20 protein-coding genes are annotated in these 23,824 nt (G+C 60.1%); 1 reads left to right on the forward strand and 19 read right to left on the reverse strand.

The features are described 5' to 3' along the window. Positions 1-102: 102 nt before the first annotated feature. A complete protein-coding gene (locus tag BMZ46_RS06100) occupies positions 103-999 on the forward strand; it encodes a LysR family transcriptional regulator (RefSeq protein ID WP_007954817.1) in 897 nt (298 codons plus the stop codon). Here BMZ46_RS06100 and ispD read toward each other — a convergent pair. From ispD to uppS, 19 genes are all read right to left on the reverse strand, one after another. Further along, positions 996-1,703 carry a 2-C-methyl-D-erythritol 4-phosphate cytidylyltransferase gene (ispD, locus tag BMZ46_RS06105; protein ID WP_074691307.1) on the reverse strand — a complete coding sequence of 236 codons (708 nt, stop codon included), beginning with the start codon at positions 1,701-1,703 and terminating at the stop codon, positions 996-998. The two genes, BMZ46_RS06100 and ispD, sit on opposite strands and share 4 nt — an antisense overlap. Continuing rightward, complete coding sequence (gene ftsB, locus BMZ46_RS06110) at positions 1,700-1,978, reverse strand: cell division protein FtsB (protein ID WP_003222158.1); 279 nt, start codon at positions 1,976-1,978, stop codon at positions 1,700-1,702. The genes ispD and ftsB overlap by 4 nt, the downstream gene beginning before the upstream one ends. Before the next feature lie 171 nt (positions 1,979-2,149). Beyond that, positions 2,150-3,439 carry a phosphopyruvate hydratase gene (eno, locus tag BMZ46_RS06115; protein WP_007954808.1) on the reverse strand — a complete coding sequence of 430 codons (1,290 nt, stop codon included), beginning with the start codon at positions 3,437-3,439 and terminating at the stop codon, positions 2,150-2,152. 156 nt (positions 3,440-3,595) lie between these two features. Further along, on the reverse strand, positions 3,596-4,441 hold the full coding sequence (gene kdsA, locus BMZ46_RS06120) for a 3-deoxy-8-phosphooctulonate synthase (RefSeq protein WP_007954807.1): 846 nt from the start codon (positions 4,439-4,441) through the stop codon (positions 3,596-3,598). A gap of 5 nt (positions 4,442-4,446) precedes the next feature. Then, complete coding sequence (locus BMZ46_RS06125; RefSeq protein WP_011332696.1) at positions 4,447-6,078, reverse strand: CTP synthase; 1,632 nt, start codon at positions 6,076-6,078, stop codon at positions 4,447-4,449. 274 nt (positions 6,079-6,352) lie between these two features. Continuing rightward, on the reverse strand, positions 6,353-7,681 hold the full coding sequence (gene tilS / locus BMZ46_RS06130; protein WP_074691305.1) for a tRNA lysidine(34) synthetase TilS: 1,329 nt from the start codon (positions 7,679-7,681) through the stop codon (positions 6,353-6,355). A gap of 133 nt (positions 7,682-7,814) precedes the next feature. Next, positions 7,815-8,762 (reverse strand): acetyl-CoA carboxylase carboxyltransferase subunit alpha, encoded by a 948-nt coding sequence (locus BMZ46_RS06135; protein WP_011332694.1) that lies wholly within the window; start codon positions 8,760-8,762, stop codon positions 7,815-7,817. Positions 8,763-8,901: 139 nt separating this feature from the next. Next, complete coding sequence (dnaE, locus tag BMZ46_RS06140; protein ID WP_074691303.1) at positions 8,902-12,423, reverse strand: DNA polymerase III subunit alpha; 3,522 nt, start codon at positions 12,421-12,423, stop codon at positions 8,902-8,904. Between the two features lie 76 nt (positions 12,424-12,499). Continuing rightward, on the reverse strand, positions 12,500-13,126 hold the full coding sequence (gene rnhB, locus BMZ46_RS06145) for a ribonuclease HII (protein ID WP_039769682.1): 627 nt from the start codon (positions 13,124-13,126) through the stop codon (positions 12,500-12,502). 11 nt (positions 13,127-13,137) lie between these two features. Beyond that, positions 13,138-14,268 carry a lipid-A-disaccharide synthase gene (gene lpxB / locus BMZ46_RS06150; RefSeq protein WP_039769681.1) on the reverse strand — a complete coding sequence of 377 codons (1,131 nt, stop codon included), beginning with the start codon at positions 14,266-14,268 and terminating at the stop codon, positions 13,138-13,140. Between the two features lie 2 nt (positions 14,269-14,270). Beyond that, a complete protein-coding gene (gene lpxA, locus BMZ46_RS06155) occupies positions 14,271-15,047 on the reverse strand; it encodes an acyl-ACP--UDP-N-acetylglucosamine O-acyltransferase (protein ID WP_039769679.1) in 777 nt (258 codons plus the stop codon). Continuing rightward, positions 15,044-15,484 (reverse strand): 3-hydroxyacyl-ACP dehydratase FabZ, encoded by a 441-nt coding sequence (fabZ, locus tag BMZ46_RS06160; RefSeq protein ID WP_003222142.1) that lies wholly within the window; start codon positions 15,482-15,484, stop codon positions 15,044-15,046. Before fabZ ends, lpxA begins: the two co-directional genes overlap by 4 nt. 106 nt (positions 15,485-15,590) lie before the next feature. Further along, positions 15,591-16,646 (reverse strand): UDP-3-O-(3-hydroxymyristoyl)glucosamine N-acyltransferase, encoded by a 1,056-nt coding sequence (lpxD, locus tag BMZ46_RS06165; RefSeq protein WP_039769677.1) that lies wholly within the window; start codon positions 16,644-16,646, stop codon positions 15,591-15,593. A 3-nt stretch (positions 16,647-16,649) separates the two neighbouring features. Further along, positions 16,650-17,153, reverse strand: a complete 504-nt coding sequence (locus BMZ46_RS06170; RefSeq protein ID WP_003222140.1) for an OmpH/Skp family outer membrane protein — start codon at positions 17,151-17,153, stop codon at positions 16,650-16,652. Positions 17,154-17,198: 45 nt separating this feature from the next. Further along, positions 17,199-19,589: an outer membrane protein assembly factor BamA gene (gene bamA, locus BMZ46_RS06175; protein WP_074691300.1), complete on the reverse strand. Its 2,391-nt coding sequence runs from the start codon at positions 19,587-19,589 to the stop codon at positions 17,199-17,201. Between the two features lie 74 nt (positions 19,590-19,663). Further along, positions 19,664-21,016, reverse strand: a complete 1,353-nt coding sequence (gene rseP / locus BMZ46_RS06180) for a sigma E protease regulator RseP (protein WP_039769673.1) — start codon at positions 21,014-21,016, stop codon at positions 19,664-19,666. A 53-nt stretch (positions 21,017-21,069) separates the two neighbouring features. Further along, complete coding sequence (gene ispC / locus BMZ46_RS06185) at positions 21,070-22,260, reverse strand: 1-deoxy-D-xylulose-5-phosphate reductoisomerase (RefSeq protein ID WP_074691298.1); 1,191 nt, start codon at positions 22,258-22,260, stop codon at positions 21,070-21,072. Further along, complete coding sequence (locus BMZ46_RS06190) at positions 22,257-23,063, reverse strand: phosphatidate cytidylyltransferase (protein ID WP_039769669.1); 807 nt, start codon at positions 23,061-23,063, stop codon at positions 22,257-22,259. The genes ispC and BMZ46_RS06190 overlap by 4 nt, the downstream gene beginning before the upstream one ends. Further along, positions 23,063-23,818 (reverse strand): polyprenyl diphosphate synthase, encoded by a 756-nt coding sequence (uppS, locus tag BMZ46_RS06195; protein WP_007954779.1) that lies wholly within the window; start codon positions 23,816-23,818, stop codon positions 23,063-23,065. The genes BMZ46_RS06190 and uppS overlap by 1 nt, the downstream gene beginning before the upstream one ends. Positions 23,819-23,824 lie beyond the last annotated feature (6 nt).

Consider the following 23,824-nt stretch of genomic DNA (forward strand, 5'->3'; position numbering starts at 1 on the left):
GAATCCATTGAATAAAAAACCAGACGGTGAGTGTAGCCCAGCGCTGTTTGATGAATAATCCGGACAAAAGCAAAACATTATTGCCATATAGGGATAATCCCCATGTCCGAAAACCGCTGGGAAGGTATCGACGAGTTCGTCGCTGTTGCCGAATGCAGCCAGTTCACCGCGGCTGCCGAACGCCTCGGCGTTTCTTCCTCGCACATCAGTCGACAAATCGTACGACTGGAAGAGCGTTTGCAGACGCGACTGCTGTATCGCAGTACCCGACGCGTCACGCTGACCGAGGCCGGCCAGACCTTTCTGCAACATTGCCAGCGCCTGCAGGACGGTCGCGAAGAAGCGTTGCGTGCGGTCGGCGACCTGACCAGCGAACCCAAAGGCATGCTGCGCATGACCTGCGCCGTGGCCTATGGCGAGCGCTTCATCGTGCCGCTGGTGACGCGGTTCATGGGGCACTACCCGCAACTGCGCATCGACATTGAACTGACCAACCGCCAACTCGATCTGGTGCATGAAGGCCTGGACCTGGCGATCCGTCTTGGTCGGCTTCAGGATTCACGGCTCGTAGCGACTCGCCTGGCACCGCGGCGCATGTATCTGTGTGCGTCGCCGTCCTACCTGGAACGATACGGGCGCCCACACAGCTTGTCGGAACTGGGTCGGCACAATTGCCTGATCGGCAGCTCGGACATCTGGCAGCTTGAACAAAACGGGCGGGAATTTTCCCAGCGAGTACAAGGAAACTGGCGCTGCAACAGTGGGCAAGCGGTGCTGGATGCCGCACTGCAAGGCGTCGGGCTGTGTCAGTTGCCGGACTATTACGTGCTGGAGCACCTGCACAGCGGTGCGTTGATTTCTTTGCTGGAGGCGCATCAACCGCCGAATACGGCGGTGTGGGCGCTGTATCCGCAGCAGCGGCACTTGTCGCCGAAGGTGCGCAAACTGGTGGATTTTCTCAAGGAAGGTTTGGCCGAACGGCCGGAGTACCGGATTTAACGACGATTGGCCCAGCGCTGGCGCAACCATTCGAGGTCTTCGGGGCGGGTGACTTTTAGATTGTCCGCGCGGCCTTCGATCAGGCGCGGCGCCATGCCGGACCACTCCATTGCCGAGGCTTCATCGGTGATCACAGCATCAGCCACCAGACTGTCCGCCAGTGCGCGGTGCAAGGCACCGAGGCGGAACATCTGCGGCGTGTAGGCCTGCCAGATCACGCTGCGATCCACGGTTTCCACCACACGACCGTGTTTGTCGACCCGCTTCAGAGTGTCCTTCGCCGGTACGGCCAACAGGCCACCGACCGGATCGTTCGCCAGCTCAGCGAGCAATTTGTCGAGATCGTCACGGCTCAGATTGGGCCGCGCCGCATCGTGCACCAGCACCCAGTCCTCGTCGTCCGCGCCTTGGGCGTGCAGATGAAGCAAGGCGTTGAGCACCGAGCCGGAACGCTCGGCACCACCGTCAACCCGTTGAATTCGCGGATCGCTGGCGCTGGCCAGGTTCGGCCAATAAGGATCATCGACAGCAAGACTGACCACCAGGCCCTTGAGGCTCGGGTGATCGAGGAAACAGCCGAGGCTGTGTTCGAGAATTGTGCGCCCGCCCAGTTGCAGATATTGCTTGGGACGGTCCGCGGCCATTCGGGCACCGACGCCCGCGGCAGGAATCACGGCCCAGAAGGCCGGCAGGGAATCGATCATTGGGCCAACTGGTAAAGGGTTTCGCCGTCCTTGACCATGCCCAGTTCGTGACGAGCCCGCTCTTCAACGGTCTCCATGCCCTTCTTCAACTCGCTGACTTCAGCGTCCATCACCCGGTTGCGCTCCAACAAGGCTTCGTTCTCGGCGTGTTGATCAGCAATCTGCTGATTCAGTTCGGCGACTTGCGCCAGACTGCCATTGCCCACCCACAGGCGGTACTGCAGACCGGCCAGCAGCAAGAGCAAAACGAGAAACAACCAGTAAGGACTGCGCATCGAATATCAGGTATCCAGTGAAAAAAGACAGCCACGCCAAAACTTTGAAGCATCTGATAGCACGAAGCCTGGAATATCCAGGCTTGTGCATATAAGGCATCAGATTAGTGGCAAATCCATCGCTGTCACGACTTTTCCGACACAATCCGGTGTCTTTCTATCATTTACTGCTCAGCCGCGAAACTCGCTGCGACCGTTGTACTTGGCCTTGCCATTCAACTGCTCTTCGATACGCAGCAGTTGGTTGTACTTGGAAACGCGGTCGGAACGGCACAGCGAACCGGTCTTGATCTGGCCAGCCGAAGTACCCACGGCCAGGTCGGCAATGGTCGAATCTTCGGTTTCGCCGGAGCGGTGCGAGATCACAGCGGTGTAACCGGCTGCCTTGGCCATCTGGATGGCTTCCAGGGTTTCGGTCAGGGTGCCGATCTGGTTGAACTTGATCAGGATCGAGTTGGCGATCTTTTTATCGATGCCTTCTTTCAGGATCTTGGTGTTGGTCACGAACAGGTCGTCACCGACCAGTTGGGTCTTCTCGCCGATCTTGTCGGTGAGGATCTTCCAGCCAGCCCAGTCGGACTCGTCCAGACCGTCTTCGATCGAGATGATCGGGTAACGCTCGGTCAGACCTTTGAGGTAGTCGGCGAAACCTTCAGCGGTGAACACCTGGCCTTCGCCGGACAGGTTGTACTTGCCGTCTTCGAAGAATTCGCTGGCCGCGCAGTCCAGAGCCAGGGTCACGTCGGTGCCCAGCTTGTAACCGGCGTTGGCGACTGCTTCGGAGATCACTTTCAGTGCGTCTTCGTTGGAAGCCAGGTTCGGCGCGAAACCGCCTTCGTCACCGACGGCAGTGCTCAGGCCACGGGCCTTCAGCACGGCTTTGAGGTGATGGAAAATCTCGGTGCCCATGCGCAGACCTTCCGAGAAGGACTTGGCGCCAACCGGCTGAACCATGAATTCCTGGATGTCGACGTTGTTGTCGGCGTGTTCGCCACCGTTGATGATGTTCATCATCGGAACCGGCATCGAGTACACACCCGGGGTGCCGTTCAGGTTGGCGATGTGTGCGTACAGCGGCAGGTCCTGATCCTGTGCAGCCGCCTTGGCCGCAGCCAGGGATACGGCGAGGATGGCGTTGGCGCCCAGGGTCGCTTTGTTTTCAGTACCGTCCAGCTTGATCATCGCGTGATCCAGGGCTTTCTGGTCGCTTGGGTCGGTGCCCAGCAGCAGATCGCGGATCGGACCGTTGATGTTGGCTACCGCCTTGAGCACGCCCTTGCCCAGGTAACGGCTCTTGTCGCCATCACGCAGCTCGAGCGCTTCACGCGAGCCAGTGGATGCACCGGACGGCGCGCAGGCGCTGCCGATGATGCCGTTGTCGAGAAGCACGTCCGCTTCCACGGTGGGATTGCCACGGGAGTCGAGAACTTCACGACCTTTGATGTCGACGATTTTTGCCATTGTTGTAAACACTCCAAAGTTGACGAAAACGACGCAGCTAGAGGAAATCTTTTTACCGTCGGCAAGTGGTGTGCAGCGGGCAGCTTGCAGACGACAACGCTCATACCCGAGGGCATGAGCGACAAATCGTGCGGTACTTTACCGGAGAATTGAGGTTTACGCGGTTTCTACCGTCGGAAAACTCTTCACCAGTTCGTCCAGGGCTTTGAGCTGGGCCAGGAATGGCTCCAGTTTGTCCAGACGCAAGGCGCAAGGGCCGTCGCATTTGGCGTTGTCCGGATCCGGGTGCGCTTCGAGGAACAGGCCCGCCAGCGACTGGCTCATGCCAGCCTTGGCCAGGTCGGTGACCTGGGCGCGGCGACCGCCGGCAGAGTCGGAACGACCGCCAGGCATTTGCAGCGAATGGGTCACGTCGAAGAATACCGGGTACTCGAACTGCTTCATGATGCCGAAGCCGAGCATGTCGACCACGAGGTTGTTGTAGCCGAAGCTCGAACCGCGCTCGCAGAGGATCAACTGATCGTTACCCGCTTCCACGCACTTGTTCAGGATGTGTTTCATTTCCTGAGGCGCGAGGAACTGGGCTTTCTTGATGTTGATCACAGCGTTGGTCTTGGCCATCGCGACGACCAGATCGGTCTGGCGCGACAGGAAGGCCGGCAGCTGGATGATGTCGCAGACCTCGGCGACGACCGCGGCCTGGTCAGGCTCGTGGACGTCAGTGATGATCGGCACGCCGAAGGCTTGTTTGATGTCCTGGAAGATGCGCATGCCCTCTTCCAGGCCAGGACCGCGATAGGAGGTCACAGAAGAACGGTTGGCCTTGTCGAAGCTGGCCTTGAACACGTAAGGGATACCGAGTTTTTCGGTGACCTTCACGTACTCTTCGCAAACCTGCATGGCCATGTCACGGCTTTCCAGCACGTTCATGCCGCCGAACAGCACCATGGGTTTGTCGTTGGCAATCTCGATGTCGCCGACGCGGATGATCTTCTGTGCCATCGGGGTTACGCCTTCTTCTGGTGTTGAGCCAATGCCGCTTTGACGAAGCCGCTGAACAGCGGATGGCCATCGCGTGGCGTCGAGGTGAACTCTGGGTGGAACTGGCAAGCGACGAACCATGGATGATCAGGTGCTTCGACCACTTCAACCAGCGCTGCATCGGAAGAACGACCGGAAATCTTCAGGCCGGCCTCGATGATTTGCGGGAGCAGGTTGTTGTTCACTTCGTAACGGTGACGGTGACGCTCGACAATCACATCCTTGCCGTAGCAGTCGTGCACCTTGGAGCCGGCTTCGAGCAGGCATTCCTGAGCGCCGAGACGCATGGTGCCACCCAGATCGGACGCTTCGGTACGCACTTCAACGGCACCGGTAGCGTCTTCCCACTCGGTAATCAGGCCGACAACCGGATGGCCGCTGGCACGATCGAACTCGGTGGAGTTGGCGTCTTTCCAGCCCAGCACGTTACGGGCGAACTCGATGACCGCCACTTGCATGCCCAGGCAGATACCCAGGTACGGAACCTTGTTTTCGCGAGCGTATTGAACGGCGGTGATCTTGCCTTCCACGCCACGCAGACCGAAGCCGCCCGGTACGAGGATCGCGTCGACGCCTTCCAGTAGCGCGGTGCCCTGATTCTCGATGTCTTCGGAATCGATGTAGCGCAGGTTGACCTTGGTGCGGTTGGTGATGCCGGCGTGACTCATCGCTTCGATCAGCGACTTGTAGGCGTCCAGCAGTTCCATGTACTTGCCGACCATCGCGATGGTGACTTCGTGCTCTGGATTCAGTTTGGCATCGACGACCTTTTCCCACTCGGAGAGGTCGGCGCCATTGCATTGCAGGCCGAAACGCTCGACGACGAAATCGTCCAGACCCTGGGCGTGCAGTACGGCCGGGATCTTGTAGATGGTGTCGACGTCTTCCAGGGAGATCACCGCACGTTCTTCAACGTTGGTGAACAGCGCGATCTTGCGACGCGACGACACATCCACCGGATGGTCGGAGCGGCAGATCAGCACGTCTGGCTGCAGGCCGATCGAACGCAGTTCCTTCACGGAGTGCTGGGTCGGCTTGGTCTTGGTCTCGCCAGCGGTGGCGATGTACGGAACCAGGGTCAGGTGCATCAGCATCGCGCGCTTGGAGCCGACTTCCACACGCAGCTGGCGGATGGCTTCGAGGAACGGTTGCGATTCGATGTCACCAACGGTACCGCCGATTTCCACCAGCGCCACGTCGGCATCGCCAGCGCCCTTGATGATGCGACGCTTGATTTCGTCGGTGATGTGCGGAATCACCTGGATGGTTGCACCCAGGTAGTCACCACGGCGCTCTTTGCGCAGCACGTGCTCGTAGACACGGCCGGTGGTGAAGTTGTTGTTCTGGGTCATGGTCGTGCGGATGAACCGCTCGTAGTGGCCCAGGTCCAGGTCGGTCTCGGCGCCGTCGTGGGTGACGAACACTTCACCGTGCTGGAACGGGCTCATGGTGCCCGGGTCGACGTTGATGTACGGATCCAGCTTCAGCATGGTGACCTTAAGCCCCCGCGCCTCCAGGATGGCCGCCAATGAAGCCGATGCAATGCCTTTCCCCAAAGAAGAAACAACACCGCCCGTGACGAATATGTAGCGCGTCATGAAAAACCCTAGAAGTCTGCGTTAAAGCGGTCCGAGCCGCCGGGGAAAGCGAAGGAAGGCCGAAGCCCCCGATCACCTGCATTAATCACAGTGCACCTTTCAAAAAAACCGCCGCGTTGGGACAGACCGGAAGTGAAAACACCGGTACGTTGCTCGCTACACATTTTTTGGAATCGCCCAGCAAAGACTGCTTGGTAATCGGCAACTCCTGCAATTCAGGCGAATCCACAGAAGTTGTATCAAGAAGGGAGCGTAGTCTACCGGAATGCCCCCTTCATCTCAAACCTTGATCTTCGTCCAAAGGCTGCCAATGCAATCGCCAGCCTTCCAGCGCATGGCCGTCGAGCCCCGGCAGGTTCGCCACGGCGAGCAATTCTTCACCGCGAAACAGCAGCGGCAATCTGCCACGCACAAAGCCCGGCACCGCGCGCTCATTGAGCAGGCGCTTGAGATCGCGATGGCCGCGACCCGCCAGTTCCATCACCTCGCCGCCCTGCCGGTAGCGGATGTGCAGCGGCCCGGCGGGAGTCTGACCGCTGAACATGACACGTCCGTTATCGGGCAAGCGTAGCGCCAGCGACGGCTCGTGCCAGTCGCCGCTGACCACCGGCGTTCGCAACCATTGTCCGCTGAGCCACCACAAGCGGCCGGCACTTCGGTGCAGCTCGCCATCCGCCAGACGCCAGATCGGCGAGGCATCGTTGCCGGCGTCACGCACATCGACCCAACCCGACCAATGGTCGGTATCCGGCAGTCGGGTCAAAGGTTCAAGCCAGTGGCTGAGTGCATTTCGCTGACGGGCATCGGACAACCCCGCAACGGCCGCAAACTCCAACGATGGCAATCCCGCCCACTCGAACTCAGCGGGCAAGCTCGCTTGAGCCAGGTCGATTTGCGCCAGTTCATCAAGCAAGCACTGCGCCTCACGCAGATGCGCCGCACTGCGGGCCATGCTGGCGTGTGCCTGGGGCCAGCGGCCGGTCAGTAGCGGCAGGACCTGATGGCGCAGATAGTTGCGCGAGAACTGCAGATCCTGATTCGACGGGTCCTCGATCCAACGCAGACCATGATCCTGCGCATAGGCTTCCAGCTCGGCACGTGTGACGTCGAGCAACGGCCGAACCAGACTGCCCTGCCCCAGCGCTCGCGTGGCCGGCATTCCGGACAACCCACGCACGCCGGCGCCACGCAGCAGACGGAACAACAGCGTTTCAGCCTGATCGTCGCGATGCTGCCCGGTCAGCAACACATCATTGGCCTGAGTCGCCGCACTGAACGCCGCATAGCGCGCATCCCGTGCCGCGCGCTCTACACTCGCCCCCGGCTGCACCTGCACACGCACCACTTGCAACGACACCGCCAGTTCATCGCAAACAGCCTGACAATGCGCAGGCCATGCGTCGGCCGCAGCCTGAAGGCCGTGATGAACATGAATGGCGCTTAGCGCCGGAAGGGATTCGGTTTTGGCGAGATTGGCCAGGAGGTGCAGCAGAACGGTGGAGTCAAGGCCGCCGGAGAAGGCGATGCGCCAATGGGAAGCACCGAGCCAGGGCTTGAGATTGCGCAGAAGCCTGGAAGGCAAATCAATCGTCGACTGATCCATTTCTTTCCCTTGGCACAAATCAAATGTGGGAGCGAGCCTGCTCGCGATAGCGGTGCAACAGCCAACTCAATGGTTGAATGCTACCCCTCATCGCGAGCAGGCTCGCTCCCACATCGGGTATTGCGCGGTCGACTTAGAGACCGTAGCTCATCAGACGATCATAACGACGCTTGAGCAGCGCTTCGTTGTCGAACTTCTTCAGCATCGCGAGTTGCGAGCTCAGCTCGGCGCGGATCGAGGCAGCGGCAGCGGCCGGATCACGGTGGGCGCCGCCCAGAGGCTCGCTGATCACCTTGTCGACGATGCCCAGGCCTTTCAGACGCTCGGCGGTGATGCCCATCGCTTCAGCAGCATCCGGCGCCTTCTCTGCGGTTTTCCATAGAATCGAAGCGCAGCCTTCCGGCGAGATCACCGCGTAGGTCGAGTACTGCAGCATGTTCAACTGGTCGCACACGCCGATCGCCAGTGCACCGCCGGAACCACCTTCACCAATCACGGTGGCGATGATCGGGGTTTTCAGGCGGGCCATGACGCGCAGGTTCCAGGCAATCGCTTCGCTCTGGTTGCGCTCTTCAGCATCGATACCAGGGTACGCGCCCGGGGTGTCGATAAAGGTCAGGATCGGCATCTTGAAACGCTCGGCCATTTCCATCAGGCGGCAGGCCTTGCGGTAGCCTTCCGGACGCGGCATGCCGAAGTTGCGGCGTACCTTTTCACGCACTTCACGGCCCTTCTGGTGACCGATCACCATCACTGGCTGGTCTTCCAGACGTGCCACGCCGCCCACAATGGCCGCGTCGTCGGAGAAGTGACGATCACCGTGCAGTTCGTCGAACTCGGTGAAGATGTGCTCGATGTAGTCCAGGGTGTAAGGACGTTTCGGGTGACGCGCCAGACGTGCGATCTGCCAGCTGGTCAGCTTGCCGAAGATGTCTTCGGTGAGCGTCTTGCTCTTGTCCTGCAGGCGGGAGATCTCATCGCCGATATTCAGCGAATTGTCATTACCGACCAAGCGCAACTCTTCGATCTTGGCTTGCAGGTCGGCGATCGGCTGTTCGAAATCTAGAAAATTCGGGTTCATAGGCGTCCGTCTTGGGTCGTGTCCCAAATGAGCTTGGGCCGGCCGGTTGTCTATTCGCGCCCTACCTTAAGGGAGAGGCGCGCTGAGGTCGAGATTAAAAATTCAGGTTGTGGGCAGGCGCTTTGATGGCACCTCCCGGTCAACGGTATTGGAGGAAGACGTTGTCTCGCCCGAACTGGTCACGCAGGGCTTGAATCAAGGCATCCGCCGGGTCAATCCGCCAGGTCTCGCCAAACTGCAGCAAGGTCTTCGCATCGGGACTGGTGTATTCCATGGTGATCGGGCACGCACCGCGATGACGCTTGAGCAAATCACCCAACCAGCGTAGCTGATCGCCTTTCAGATCCTGTGTCTGCAACTTCAGGCGCAGGCTCTCGGCGAGGTTGGTGCGCGCATCTTCCATGCTCATCACCCGCTTGACCCGCAGGCGCAGGCCGCCGGAGAAGTCATCGTTGCTGACCTCGCCTTCGACCACCACCATTGCGTCGGTCTGCAGCAGCGACTGCGCGGAGTGGAACGCATCGGCGAACAGCGACGCCTCGATCCGCCCGGATCGGTCGTCGAGGGTGATGAAGCCCATCTTGTCGCCCTTTTTGTTCTTCATCACCCGCAGGGCGATGATCATCCCCGCCACGGTCTGGGTGTCCCGTGCCGGTTTCAGGTCGATGATGCGCTGGCGGGCGAAACGGCGGATTTCGCCTTCGTATTCGTCGATCGGGTGGCCGGTCAGGTACAGGCCCAAGGTGTCTTTTTCACCTTTGAGCCGCTCTTTGAGCGTCAGCTCTTTCGCCTTGCGGTGAATCGCGTAAACGTCCGCGTCCTCCTCAACGAACAGCCCGCCGAACAGGTCGGCGTGGCCGCTGTCACGGGTGCGCGCGGTCTGCTCGGCCGACTTGATCGCCTCTTCCATCGCCGCCAGCAGCACGGCGCGGTTGCGGTCGATGTTGGCCTGATAGGCCTTCTGCTCGTCATGGAAGTACGGACCGAGGCGATCCAGCGCACCGCTGCGGATCAGACCGTCCAGCGTGCGTTTGTTGATGCGTTTGAGGTCGACCCGGGCGCAGAAGTCGAACAGATCCTTGAACGGACCGGCCTGACGGGCCTCGGTGATCGCTTCCACCGGACCTTCACCGACACCTTTGATCGCGCCCAGGCCGTATACGATGCGGCCTTCGTCGTTCACCGTGAACTTGAACTCCGAAGTGTTCACGTCCGGCGCGTCGAGGCGCAGCTTCATCGTGCGCACTTCCTCGATCAAGGTCACGACCTTGTCGGTGTTGTGCATGTCCGCCGACAGTACCGCGGCCATGAACGGCGCCGGGTAGTGGGCTTTCAGCCAGGCGGTCTGGTACGACACCAGGCCGTAGGCGGCGGAGTGGGATTTGTTGAAGCCGTAGCCGGCGAATTTTTCCACCAGGTCGAAAATGTTACCGGCCAGATCCGCGTCGATATTGTTCGACGCACAACCCTCAATGAAACCGCCGCGCTGCTTGGCCATTTCCTCGGGTTTCTTCTTGCCCATCGCCCGACGCAGCATGTCCGCACCACCGAGGGTGTAACCGGCCATGACTTGGGCGATCTGCATCACCTGTTCCTGATACAGGATGATGCCGTACGTCGGCGCCAGTACCGGTTGCAAACCTTCGTACTGGTAATCCGGGTGCGGATACGCAAGTTCAGCGCGACCGTGTTTACGGTTGATGAAGTCATCCACCATGCCCGACTGCAGCGGGCCCGGACGGAACAGGGCCACCAGTGCGATCAGGTCTTCGAGGCAGTCGGGCTTGAGCTTTTTGATCAGCTCTTTCATGCCGCGGGATTCGAGCTGGAACACCGCGGTGGTTTCAGCTTTTTGCAGCAGCTGATAAGTCGGCTTGTCATCCAGCGGGATGAACGCGATGTCCAGCGGCGGTTCGTTGACCTTGGCGCGGTCACGGTTGATGGTCTTCAGCGCCCAGTCGATGATCGTCAGGGTCCGCAGGCCGAGGAAGTCGAACTTCACCAGACCGGCCGCCTCGACGTCGTCCTTGTCGAACTGGGTCACCAGACCGTCGCCGGCCTCGTCGCAATAGATCGGCGAGAAGTCGGTCAGCTTGGTCGGCGCGATTACCACACCACCGGCGTGTTTACCGACGTTCCGCACCACGCCTTCGAGCTTGCGCGCCATCTCCCAGATTTCCGCCGCTTCTTCATCGACCTTGATGAAGTCACGCAGGATTTCTTCCTGCTCGTAGGCTTTTTCCAGGGTCATGCCGACTTCGAACGGAATCATCTTCGACAGGCGATCGGCCAGGCCGAACGACTTGCCCTGGGCCCGCGCCACGTCACGAACCACAGCCTTCGCAGCCATGGAACCGAAGGTGATGATCTGGCTTACGGCATTGCGGCCGTACTTTTCGGCCACGTAATCGATCACCCGGTCGCGACCATCCATGCAGAAGTCGACGTCGAAGTCGGGCATCGATACCCGTTCCGGGTTGAGGAAACGTTCGAACAGCAGGTCATATTCCAGCGGGTCGAGGTCGGTGATCTTTTGCACATAGGCCACCAGCGATCCGGCACCCGACCCCCGGCCCGGGCCCACCGGCACGCCGTTGTTCTTGGCCCACTGGATAAAGTCCATCACGATCAGGAAGTAACCGGGGAACCCCATCTGGATGATGATATCCAGTTCGAAATTCAGCCGGTCAACGTAGACCTGACGCTTGGCCTCGTAGTCCTCGGTGGTGTCCTTGGGCAGCAGCACGCTGAGGCGCTCTTCCAGGCCATCGAAAGAGACCTTGCGGAAATACTCGTCGATGGTCATGCCATCGGGAATCGGGTAATCCGGCAGGAAGTGCTTGCCCAGCTTCACATCAATGTTGCAACGCTTGGCGATCTCGACGGTGTTCTCGATCGCATCCGGCAGGTCGCTGAACAGCTCGGCCATTTCCTCGGCGCTTTTCAGATACTGCTGGTCGCTGTAGTTCTTCGAACGCCGCGGATCGTCGAGGGCCCGGCCCTCACCGATGCAGACGCGGGTTTCGTGAGCGGCGAAGTCTTCCTGCTTGATGAAGCGCACGTCGTTGGTGGCTACCAGCGGCGCACCAAGCTTGTCGGCCAGGGCCACGGCACCGTGCAACTGTTCTTCGTCGTTCGGACGATTGGTACGCTGAATTTCCAGATAGAAGCGATCCGGGAACACTGCCATCCATTCGCGGGCAAGCGCCTCGGCTTCGGCGGGGTTGCCGCCGATCATGGCCATGCCGATCTCGCCTTCCTTCGCGGCGGACAGCATGATCAGGCCTTCGTTGGCCTCGGCGACCCACTCGCGCTCGACGATGACCATGCCGTTGCGCTGACCGTCGATGAAGCCACGGGAAATTAGCTCGGTCAGGTTGCGATAGCCCTGGGCATTCATGACCAGCAGGCTGATGCGGCTCAGCGGACCATCCGGGTCCTTGTTCGACAGCCACAGGTCGGCGCCGCAGATCGGCTTGATCCCGGCACCCATGGTGTTTTTATAGAATTTGACCAGCGAACACATGTTGTTCTGGTCGGTCACCGCAACGGCCGGCATGCCCATGCCGGTCAGGGCCTTGACCAGCGGCTTGATCCGCACGAGCCCATCGACCAGGGAGTATTCAGTGTGCAGGCGTAGATGAACGAATGAAGCCGGCATAGTGATCCTGTCCAGTTACATAGAGACAACAAGGCCCGGATTGTACCGGGCCCCGAACAAAACATCAGCCTTGCCGCTAAACCTGCGTCAGGCCTTGCAGCGCTTCGTAAGCCTGACGCACCGGGGCAAACGAACGCCGGTGAATCGGCGTCGGCCCGAGGCGTGACAGCGCTTCCAGATGAACGGGGGTCGGATAGCCTTTATGGCCGCCGATGCCGTAACCCGGGTAGATCAATTCAAACGCCGCCATCTCGCGGTCGCGGCTGACCTTGGCCAGAATCGATGCCGCTGCAATCGCCGGCACCTTGCCGTCGCCCTGCACCACCGCTTCGGAACGCATCGGCAGTTTCGGGCAGCGGTTGCCGTCGATCATCGCCAGTTTCGGCTGGATGTGCAGGCCAGCGACTGCGCGTTGCATCGCCAGCATGGTGGCGTGAAGGATGTTCAGCTCGTCGATTTCTTCGACCTCGGCGCGGGCGATGCACCAGCTGAGCGCCTTCTCGCAGATTTCGTCGTAGAGCTTTTCGCGCTTGGCTTCGGTGAGTTTCTTCGAGTCGTTGAGACCGAGAATCGGCCGGTTCGGATCGAGGATCACCGCTGCGGTGACGACCGCGCCGCACAACGGGCCGCGACCGACTTCATCCACGCCGGCCACCAGTTCTTCGACTTCGGCGACCAGGGTGAAATCCAGGCCCATCTGCATGCTTGTCTTGCTCATCGTGTTTGCCCGATCAGGTTCAGAACGGCGTCAGCCGCCTGATTGGAAGCGTCCAGGCGCAGGGTGCGATGGATCTCGTCGAAGCCACGGGTCTGCTCTTCGCCACCGTCGATCAATGGCGACAGGGTCTGGGCAAGCGCCTCGACCGTCGCATCATCCTGCAACAATTCCGGCACCAGCAGTCGCTGGGCCAGCAGGTTCGGCAGGGAGACGTACGGACTCTTGACCATACGTTTGAGAATCCAGAACGTCAGCGGCGCAAGACGGTACGCCACGACCATCGGGCGCTTGTACAGCAGCGCTTCGAGGGTCGCTGTACCCGACGCGATCAGGACCGCATTGCACGCCGCCAGGGCCAGGTGGGATTTGCCATCGAGCAGGGTCACTGGCAGATCGCGGCCAGCCAGCAATTCTTCAAGCTGGGCACGACGCTCGGGGCTGGCGCACGGGATGACGAAACGCACACCCGGGCGCATGGCCCGCAAGCGTTCGGCGGTATCAAGGAACAACGCACCCAGACGGCTGACTTCGCCGCCCCGGCTGCCAGGCATCAATGCCACCAGCGGACCGTCCGGCAGACCGAGTTCGGCCCGCGCAGCAGAGCGATCGGCCTCCAGTGGAATGGTGTCGGCCAGTGTATGGCCGACGAACCGCACCGGTACGCCCTTCTCTTCGTAGAATCTGGCTTCGAACGGCAGCAGCGTGAGCATCAGGTCGCAGCCTTCGCGGATCTTCAGCACCCGCTTCTGCCGCCACGCCCACACCGACGGGCTGACGTAGTGCACGGTCTTGATTCCGGCCTGACGCAGCTTGAGTTCGATATTGAGGTTGAAATCCGGTGCGTCGATGCCGATGAACACATCCGGCTTTTCAGCGATAAGCGTGGCGATCAGGTCTTTGCGGCGCTTGAGCAGTTCACGCAAGCGTCCCAGGACCTCCACCAGGCCCATGACCGACAGACGCTCCATCGGAAAATAGGAAGTCAGGCCTTCGGCCTGCATCAGCGGGCCACCGACACCGATGAACTCCACCGCAGGGTGCTGTGCCTTGAGGGCCCGCATGAGGCCTGCGCCCAGAATGTCACCGGAAGCCTCCCCCGCCACCAGCGCAATACGCAGATTGGCCATGGTCAGCGGGTGATGCCGCGGGTCGACGACTGGATGGAGTCACGAAACATCGCGACCTCCGGGAACTGGGCGGACGGCTCGGCCAGTTCGGCCAGCGCCTGCTCGACGGTCAGTCCCTGGCGATACACCGTTTTGTACGCACGGCGCAGCGCGTGAATGGCGTCTTCGCTGAAACCGCGACGACGCATGCCCTCGAAGTTCATGCTGCGCGCTTCGGCCGGGTTGCCGAATACGGTGACGAACGCCGGGACGTCCTTGCCGATCGCCGTACCCATGCCGGAAAAGCTGTGGGCACCAATGTGGCAGTACTGATGAACCAGGGTGAAACCGGACAGGATCGCCCAGTCATCAACGTGCACATGGCCGGCCAGCGCGGTGTTGTTGACCAGAATGCAGTGGTTGCCGATGACGCTGTCATGTCCAATGTGGGCATAGGCCATGATCAGGTTGTGATCACCCAGGGTCGTTTCGGAACGATCCTGAACGGTACCACGGTGGATTGTCACACCTTCACGGATGACGTTGTGGTCACCGATCACCAGACGGGTTTCTTCGCCCTTGTATTTCAGGTCCGGCGTGTCTTCGCCTACCGAGGAAAACTGGTAGATGCGGTTGTGCTTGCCAATACGGGTCGGACCTTTGAGGATCACGTGTGGCCCGATGACCGTACCCTCGCCGATTTCCACACCTGCACCGATGATCGACCACGGGCCGACCTCGACGCCTTCAGCCAGGACGGCCGACGGATCGATGATTGCGCGAGGGTCAATCAAACTCATAGCTTGCGTTCCGCACAGATGATTTCAGCAGAGCAGACCGGCTTGCCGTCGACCGAAGCCTGGCATTCGAACTTCCAGATCTGACGCTTGCAGCTGATGAACTTGGCTTCGAGGATCAACTGATCACCCGGCAGCACTGGCTGGCGGAAACGCAGTTTGTCGGAGCCGACGAAGTAATAAAGGGTGCCGTCGGCCGGTTTCACGTCAAGCATCTTGAAACCGAGGATCCCGGCAGCCTGAGCCATGGCTTCGATGATCAGCACGCCCGGCATGATCGGGTGCGCAGGGAAGTGACCATTGAAGAACGGTTCGTTGATGCTGACATTCTTGTAGGCGCGAATGCGCTTGCCTTCCGTATCCAGCTCCACTACCCGGTCCACCAGCAGGAACGGGTAACGGTGAGGCAGGTATTCGCGAATCTCGTTGATGTCCATCATTTCGGGGGGAAGCCTATGTAAAGATTGGGAGCGCGACTGACGCGCACTCCTCTAGCAAATCAAGGAGGCAGTCCAGAGGCTGTGCACACTTGATATGGAAATGGTATCAGCCTTCAGATGAAGCATTACCGTCGGGGGTCACTTCCCCGGACCGCTTTTCCAGCTGTTTCAAACGTCGCGCGATGTCATCGAGCTGACGAATACGGGCCGCGCTTTTGCGCCATTCGGCCGCGGGTTGCATAGCTGTGCCGGAAGAATAGGCACCCGGCTCGGTAATCGAGTGGGTCACCATGGTCATCCCGGTCAGGAATACGTTGTCGCAAATATCGATATGCCCTACCAGGCCAACACCCCCGGCGAGCATGCAGTGCTTGCCGATTTTGGTGCTGCCGGAAATCCCCACGCACGCGGCCATGGCGGTGTGGTCACCGACCTGCACGTTGTGGGCGATCTGAATCTGGTTGTCGAGCTTCACGCCATTGCCGATCACGGTATCGGCCAACGCACCGCGGTCGATGGCGGTATTCACGCCGATCTCCACATCGTCACCGATGGTCACGCCGCCGATCTGGGCGATCTTCTGCCAGACACCCTTCTCGTTGGCAAAACCGAAGCCTTCACCACCAAGTACGGCGCCGGACTGGATCACCACCCGCTTGCCGATCCGCACATCGTGATACAGCGTGACTCGCGGGGCCAGCCAGCCGCCCTCGCCGATTTCACTGCGCGCACCGACGACGCAATGCGCGCCGAGTGTCACGCCAGCACCGATTCGCGCACCCGCTTCGATCACCACGAAGGGACCAACACTGGCGCTCGGATCGACCACGGCGTCCTCGGCGATCACGGCAGTCGGATGAACGCCGGCAACAGCCTTGGGTTTCGGATCGAACAGATGGGAAATGCGTGCGTAAGCCAGGTAAGGATCCGGCACCACCAGCGCATTACCGGCATAACCTTCCGCGTCGGCAGCCTTGAGCAACAGGGCTGCGGCCTGCGAGCCAGCCAGGTATTTACGGTATTGGGGGTTTGCCAGAAAGCTCAACTGAGCTGGGCCAGCCTCCTGCAAGGTGGCTAGCCCAGTAATTTGCTTCTCGGGGTCGCCACTCAAGGTGGCGCCGAGGAACTCGGCCAACTGGCCGAGCTTGATAGTCACGGTCATGGGTTACTTCAGCTGATTCATGCGCTCGATAACCTGGCGCGTGATGTCGTACTGAGGTTTGACATCGATCACTGCGCCACGCTCGAACACCAGGTCAAAACCACCTTTCTTGATGACTTCTTCCACTGCGCTATCCAGTTTCGGCTTCAGTTGCTTGAGCATTTCACGGTCGGCAACAGCCTTGGCTTCGTTCAGCTCCTTGGACTGGAACTGGAAGTCACGAGCCTTTTGCTTGAACTCAAGCTCCAGACGCTCGCGCTCGCCCTGCTGCATCTTGTCGCCACCGGCCATCAGACGATCCTGAATGCCCTTGGCGCTGCTTTCCAGGGTCTTGAGTTTGGTCAGTTGCGGGCCGAACTTCTTCTCGGCGTCCACGGCGTATTTCTTGGCTGCGTCGGATTCCAGCAGGGCCATCTGATAGTTCAGAACGGCGATTTTCATGTCGGCAAATGCCGGGCCTGCCACCAGTACGGAGGCCAGGAGAACCAATTGAGTCAACTTACGCACGATGCACTCCTACAAAATCCATTGTCGTTGTCTTGGGTCAGACGCTTAGAACGTCTGGCCCAGGGAGAATTGGAACACTTGAGTTTCAGCTTCATCCGGTTTCTTGATCGGCATCGCCAGTGCAAAGCTCAGCGGGCCCAGTGCGGTGACCCAGGTCACACCGACACCGACGGAGCTGGCCATGTTGCTGAGGCTGATGTCGTTGCACTGAGTGGAAGAAGTCGAACCGACAGTCGCGTTGGTAGTCTTCTCGCACTTGGAGTCAAATACGTTACCCACGTCCCAGAATACCGAAGTACGCAGCGAACGCTGATCCTTGACGAATGGCAGCGGGAACAACACCTCGACACCACCCTGGATCAACACGTTGCCACCGAACGGCAGCGGATCCTGATCCGGGTCACGCAACGTACCGGCGTTACCGGTCACACCGGCGCCACGACTAGGGGTACTGCGTGGACCCAGCGTGCTGTCTTTAAAGCCGCGAACCGAGTTGAAACCACCAGCATAGTAGTTTTCATAGAACGGCAAGCCATCGGTCGAACCGTAACCGTCGCCATAGCCCAGCTCGGTGTGCAGGCGCATGGTGTAGTTTTCGCTCAGTGGCTGGAACAACTGACCACGGTAGTCGAGCTTGAAGAACGACAGGTCGCTGCCCGGAATGGTAGTTTCCAGGGTCAGGCTCTGGGAACGACCACGGGTTGGCAGCACCCCCTTGTTCAGGGTCGACTCGGACCAGCCGGCCGAAGCCTTGAAGTTCAGGTAGTTGTCGCCTTCACGCTTAACGAAGTCGAAAATCTCGTCAACGGTGTACTGGCCGGTCTTGATCTTGTCCTGCTGAGCGGACAGGCCGAAGGTCAGACGCGAAGTCTCGCTGATCGGGTAGCCCACGTTCACGCCGGCACCCAGGCTGTCTACCGCATAGCTCGCTACGTCGACGTCGAGGTCTTTGTAGTCGGTGGTGCGGTAGAACGCGTTGTAACCCAGGCTCACGCCATCGGCGGTCCAGTAGGGGTCAACGTAGCCGAAGTTGTAGCGGCTCTGGTATTCGCTGCGGGTCAGGCCGACGCTGACGCGGTTACCGGTACCGAGGAAGTTGTTCTGGGTGATCGAACCACCGAGGATCAGACCAGCACTCTGGGCGAAACCGACGCTGGCGGTGATCGAACCGGAAGCCTGCTCTTCAACGCTGTAGTTCACGTCAACCTGGTCATCGACACCTGGCACAGCCGGGGTCTCGACGTTGACTTCTTTAAAGAAGCCCAGACGCTCCAGACGGGTCTTGGACTGGTCGATCAGGTAGGTCGAAGCCCAGCCACCTTCCATCTGACGCATTTCACGACGCAGCACTTCGTCCTCGGACTTGGTGTTGCCACGGAAGTTGATGCGGTTGACGTAGGCACGCTTGCCCGGATCGACAGCGAACAGGATATCGACGGTGTGATCTTCGTCGTGCGGTTGTGGCACGCCGTTGACGTTGGCGAAGGTGTAACCCTCGTTACCCAGACGACGGGTGATCAGTTCGGAAGTGGTGGTCATCAGCTTGCGCGAGAACACCTGCCCCTTCTGCACCAGCAACAGCGACTTGACCTGGTCCTCAGGGACTTTCAGGTCACCGCTGAGCTTGACGTCACGAACGGTGTACTTCTCGCCTTCATTGACGTTGACGGTGATGTAGACGTGCTTCTTGTCCGGGGTGATGGACACCTGGGTCGAAGCGATATCCATGTTGATATAGCCACGGTCCAGGTAGTAGGAACGCAGACGCTCCAGGTCACCGGACAGTTTTTCACGGGCATACTTGTCGTCGTTCTTGAAGAACGACAGCCAGTTGGTGGTTTTCAGTTCGAACAGGTCGGTCAGGTCTTCCTCGGGGAAAACCGTGTTGCCCACCACGTTGATGTGCTGAATGGCGGCGACGGTGCCTTCGTTGATCTTCACTTTCAGGCCGACGCGGTTGCGCGGCTGCGAGACCACTTCGGTATCGACGGTGGCCGAGTAACGACCTTGTGCAACGTATTGACGTTGCAGCTCGTTACGCACGCCTTCGAGGGTCGCACGCTGGAAGATCTCGCCTTCGGCCAGACCGGATTGCTTGAGGCCTTTCATCAGGTCCTCGGTGGAGATCGCCTTGTTGCCTTCGATCTCGATGCTGGCGACCGAGGGACGCTCGACGACAGTGATCACCAGAACGTTGCCTTCGCGGCCCAGCTGGATATCTTGAAAGAAACCGGTTTTGAACAGCGCACGAGTGGATTCCACCAGGCGACGGTCATCCGCCTGCTCGCCGACGTTCAACGGCAAGGCACCAAAGACGCTACCCGCGGAGACCCGCTGGAGGCCATTGACGCGAATATCAGAGATAGTGAAGGACTCGGCGTGAACTTCGGCGATCATCAATACGGTGAGAACCGCAGTTAGCAGCAGACGTTTCATGAAGTCCTTTCTTATTCCAACTGGCAATAAACAAACTGCCGCAAAATGCGGCAGATTCGCAATTCAGCGAAGCGTTACAGACGACCCAGATCGTTGACCAGAGCAAGCAACATCACCCCGACCACCAAGCTGATACCGATCTGTATCCCCCAACCTTGCACCCGATCCGACAAGGGACGACCACGCGCCCACTCGATCAGATAAAACAACAAATGCCCCCCATCCAGTACAGGAATGGGCAGCAAATTCAGAACCCCCAGGCTAATACTCAGATAAGCAAGGAAATTCAGGAAATCAGCGACGCCCGACTGGGCAGAAGCGCCCGCCACTTTAGCAATGGTTATCGGTCCACTCAAGTTTTTTACCGAGAGCTCGCCGAAGAGCATTTTCTTCAGTGAATCCAGCGTCAGTACGCTCATGGTCCAGGTACGACGGGCACCCTCGCCAATCGCCGCCAAAGGCCCGTAGCTGACCTCGCGGATCATTTCCGGCGGCCAGTCGACAGCCTTGACACCTGCCCCCAGGTAACCGCTTGGCGACTTCTTATCGCCACGCGCGGCCAGCGTCACAGGGACGTCGATTTGAACACCGTCGCGCTCGACGCGCAGCACGATTTTGGTATCAGGACGCGTACGAACGGTATCGACCACCTGCTGCCAGTCATCCAGCGCCTTGCCATCCAGTGTCAGCAGGCGATCGCCGGTTTTCAGCCCGGCTGTCTGGGCCGGGCCTTTCGGATCAAGTTCGGCCAGCACCGGCGGCAATGCCGGGCGCCAAGGGCGAATGCCGAGGGAGCGAATCGGATCGGGCTCGTCGGCCCCCTTGAGCCATTTATCGAGTGCCAGTTCACGAGGCGTATCAGCCGTAGAGCCCTGCTCGCGCACCAGTACCTGCAAGGAACCGCTTTCGCCGAGACGTCGCACCAGCTGGAGGTTGACTGCAGCCCAGCCCGAGGTCGGCTCGCCGTCGATCGCGACAATTTCCTGACCAGCGCTCAGCCCCGCTGTCGCAGCGATGCTGCCGGACTCCACCGAACCGATAACCGGACGAATCTGCTCGCTGCCGAGCATCGCCAGCACCCAGAAGAACACCAGCGCCAGCAGAAAGTTAGCCACAGGGCCGGCCGCGACGATGGCGATCCGCTGACGAACAGACTTGCGATTGAATGACTGATGAAGCTGATCGGCCGGCACTTCGCCTTCGCGCTCGTCGAGCATCTTGACGTAGCCACCCAGCGGAATCGCGGCGACTACGAACTCGGTACCCTGCTTGTCATGCCAGCGCAGCAGCGGCATGCCGAAGCCCACGGAGAAACGCAGAACCTTGACGCCACAGCGACGCGCGACCCAGAAGTGGCCGAATTCGTGAAAGGTGACCAGCACACCCAGAGCGATCAGGGTGCCGGCAATCATATAGAGCGCGCTCATCTACTTTCTCCGCAATCCTGTCCAGTGCCGCGTGAAGCCATGTGTTGCAAGACCTATCGGCCGTGACGACTCAACCATTGCCCGGCCAATGTCCGGGCGGTTGCATCAGCGGCGAACACCGCATCGAGATCATCCAGCGTCACCACAGGCTCGAGATTCAAGACTTCCTCGATGATACTCGCGATTTCCAGGTAGCGAACCCGTCCGTCGAGAAACGCGGCAACCGCCACTTCATTCGCCGCGTTGAGCATGGCCGGGGCACTGTTTCCCGCCTCGGCGGCCTGCCGCGCCAGGCGCAGGCACGGGAAACGCTCTTCGTCGGGAGCTTCGAAATCCAGGCGCGCCACAGCGAACAGATCCAGCGGCGCCACGCCCGAGTCAATGCGCTCTGGCCAGGCCAGGGCGTTGGCAATCGGCGTGCGCATATCGGGATTGCCCAACTGCGCCAGCACCGAACCATCCACGTAATCGACCAGCGAATGGATCACACTCTGTGGATGAATCACCACTTCGACTTGCGATGGCATGGCATCGAACAACCAGCAGGCCTCGATCAATTCGAGCCCCTTGTTCATCATGCTGGCCGAATCCACCGAAATCTTGCGCCCCATGGACCAGTTCGGGTGTGCACAGGCCTGATCCGGTGAAACATGCGCCAGTTCGGCCATCGGCGTCTGCCGGAAAGGGCCACCAGAGGCTGTCAGCAAAATCCGACGGACCCCAACGTTACTCAGCCCGCGAGCAAAGTCCTGCGGCATGCACTGAAAAATCGCGTTGTGTTCGCTGTCGATCGGCAACAGGACCGAACCGCTCTTGCGCACCGCCTGCATGAACAAGGCGCCGGACATGACCAGCGCTTCCTTGTTGGCCAGAAGAATCTTCTTGCCCGCCTCGACAGCCGCGAGAGTCGGGCGCAGGCCCGCGGCGCCGACGATGGCAGCCATGACAGCATCCACCTCGGGCGCAGCAGCGACCTGACACAAACCTTGCTCACCGACCAGCACCTGCGTCGACAGGCCCGCCGCACGCAAATCGTCCTGCAGGTTGCGAGCAGCGCCGGCTTCCGGCACTACCGCAAATTTCGGGTGATGACGAACGCACAGGGCAAACAGCTCGCTCAGACGGGTAAAACCGCTCAGGGCGAAAGTCTGATAACGCTCCGGATGCCGGGCGATGACATCCAGGGTGCTCAGGCCGATCGAACCGGTCGCACCCAGGACGGTAATCTGCTGCGGGCGACTCACGATGCCGCCATCCACAGCAGCACCGCGAACACCGGGATCGCCGCTGTCAGGCTGTCGATGCGATCCAGCACGCCACCGTGGCCGGGCAGCAGATTACTGCTGTCCTTGATGCCGGACTGGCGCTTGAACATGCTTTCGGTGAGGTCGCCCACCACCGAGATGAAGACGATCACCGCAGCACCGATCAGGCCCTTGAACAGCTGCGCCACCGTCCAGTCACGGAACAGCGCGACCAGGGTGGTGATGACCAGGCTCAGCGCCAGACCGCCATACACGCCCTCCCAGCTTTTTCCGGGACTGACTTGCGGCGCCAGCTTGCGCTTGCCGAACGCACGACCGGAGAAGTACGCCCCGATATCAGCCCCCCAGACCAGCACCATCACCGCCATGATCAACCAGTTACCGAGCGGGTATTGCTTGATCAGCACCAGCCCTTGCCAGGCAGGCAACAGAATCAGCAAACCGATTACCAGCTTGGCGGCGGCGCTGGACCAATGCTCACTGGAGCGCGGATACGTCAGCACCAGCCAGGTCGCCAGCACCCACCAGATCACCGACGCGCCCAGCACCCATGGCGCCAGCCCCGGCAGGATGTACATGACGAACAGCATCAGCGCGACCACCGCCGCGTAGCCAACACGGAATGCCTGCGCGGTGAAGCCGGCCAGGCGTGCCCACTCCCAGGCACCCAGACTCACGACCAGCCCGATGAACAGGGCAAAACCGGACCCTTCGAGCAGGAAAAAACCGCCCAGGGCGATCGGCAACAGAATCAGTGCAGTGATGATGCGTTGTTTAAGCATTAAACCCGGGCTCCAGCTTCGACCTGCTCGCTCGTTTTACCGAAGCGACGCTGGCGCAAAGCGAAATCGGCCAGCGCATTGCGCATGGCTTCGTGTTTGAAGTCCGGCCAGAACAGGTCGGAGAAGTACAACTCGGCGTACGCCAGCTGCCACAAGAGGAAGTTGCTGATGCGATGCTCGCCGCCGGTGCGGATGCACAAGTCGGGCAACGGCAGATCACCAGTGACCAGACAGGTCTGCAGCAGATCCGGGGTGATATCTTCCGGGCGCAAATGCCCGGCCTGAACCTCACGCGCCAGACGCTGCGCCGCTTGCGCAATGTCCCACTGACCGCCGTAGTTGGCAGCGATCTGCAGGATGAAACGGTTGGCACCGGCGGTCATCGCCTCAGCTTCACGCATCGCTGCCTGAAGCTCGGGATGAAACCGCGTGCGATCACCGATGATGCGCAGACTGATGTTGTTGTCGTTAAGGCGCTTTGCCTCACGACGCAACGCCTTGAAGAACAGATCCATCAAGGCACTGACCTCATCGGCCGGGCGCTGCCAGTTTTCACTGGAAAAAGCGAACAGGGTGAGCACCTCGACCTTGGCCTCGGCACACACCTCGATCACCGCCCGCACAGCGTCCACGCCCGCTTTATGCCCGGCAACACCTGGCATGAAGCGTTTTTTCGCCCAGCGATTGTTGCCATCCATGATGATCGCGACATGGCGCGGCACCGCGGACGGCGCAGTCTGCTTGGTCTTGTCCATTTAAAG

The sequence above is a fragment of the Pseudomonas sp. NFIX49 genome, assembly GCF_900115915.1.
Classification (GTDB): domain Bacteria; phylum Pseudomonadota; class Gammaproteobacteria; order Pseudomonadales; family Pseudomonadaceae; genus Aquipseudomonas; species Aquipseudomonas pharyngis.

Excerpts from the sequence above, each read along its gene's own strand:
- BMZ46_RS06100 (WP_007954817.1), top strand. The coding sequence starts at position 103 with ATGTCCGAAAACCGCTGGGAAGGTATCGACGAGTTCGTCGCTGTTGCC.
- ispD (WP_074691307.1), bottom strand. The coding sequence starts at position 1,703 with ATGATCGATTCCCTGCCGGCCTTCTGGGCCGTGATTCCTGCCGCGGGC.
- ftsB (WP_003222158.1), bottom strand. The coding sequence starts at position 1,978 with ATGCGCAGTCCTTACTGGTTGTTTCTCGTTTTGCTCTTGCTGCTGGCC.
- eno (WP_007954808.1), bottom strand. The coding sequence starts at position 3,439 with ATGGCAAAAATCGTCGACATCAAAGGTCGTGAAGTTCTCGACTCCCGT.
- kdsA (WP_007954807.1), bottom strand. The coding sequence starts at position 4,441 with ATGGCACAGAAGATCATCCGCGTCGGCGACATCGAGATTGCCAACGAC.
- BMZ46_RS06125 (WP_011332696.1), bottom strand. The coding sequence starts at position 6,078 with ATGACGCGCTACATATTCGTCACGGGCGGTGTTGTTTCTTCTTTGGGG.
- tilS (WP_074691305.1), bottom strand. The coding sequence starts at position 7,681 with ATGGATCAGTCGACGATTGATTTGCCTTCCAGGCTTCTGCGCAATCTC.
- BMZ46_RS06135 (WP_011332694.1), bottom strand. The coding sequence starts at position 8,762 with ATGAACCCGAATTTTCTAGATTTCGAACAGCCGATCGCCGACCTGCAA.
- dnaE (WP_074691303.1), bottom strand. The coding sequence starts at position 12,423 with ATGCCGGCTTCATTCGTTCATCTACGCCTGCACACTGAATACTCCCTG.
- rnhB (WP_039769682.1), bottom strand. The coding sequence starts at position 13,126 with ATGCAGATGGGCCTGGATTTCACCCTGGTCGCCGAAGTCGAAGAACTG.
- lpxB (WP_039769681.1), bottom strand. The coding sequence starts at position 14,268 with ATGGCCAATCTGCGTATTGCGCTGGTGGCGGGGGAGGCTTCCGGTGAC.
- lpxA (WP_039769679.1), bottom strand. The coding sequence starts at position 15,047 with ATGAGTTTGATTGACCCTCGCGCAATCATCGATCCGTCGGCCGTCCTG.
- fabZ (WP_003222142.1), bottom strand. The coding sequence starts at position 15,484 with ATGATGGACATCAACGAGATTCGCGAATACCTGCCTCACCGTTACCCG.
- lpxD (WP_039769677.1), bottom strand. The coding sequence starts at position 16,646 with ATGACCGTGACTATCAAGCTCGGCCAGTTGGCCGAGTTCCTCGGCGCC.
- bamA (WP_074691300.1), bottom strand. The coding sequence starts at position 19,589 with ATGAAACGTCTGCTGCTAACTGCGGTTCTCACCGTATTGATGATCGCC.
- rseP (WP_039769673.1), bottom strand. The coding sequence starts at position 21,016 with ATGAGCGCGCTCTATATGATTGCCGGCACCCTGATCGCTCTGGGTGTG.
- BMZ46_RS06190 (WP_039769669.1), bottom strand. The coding sequence starts at position 23,063 with ATGCTTAAACAACGCATCATCACTGCACTGATTCTGTTGCCGATCGCC.
- uppS (WP_007954779.1), bottom strand. The coding sequence starts at position 23,818 with ATGGACAAGACCAAGCAGACTGCGCCGTCCGCGGTGCCGCGCCATGTC.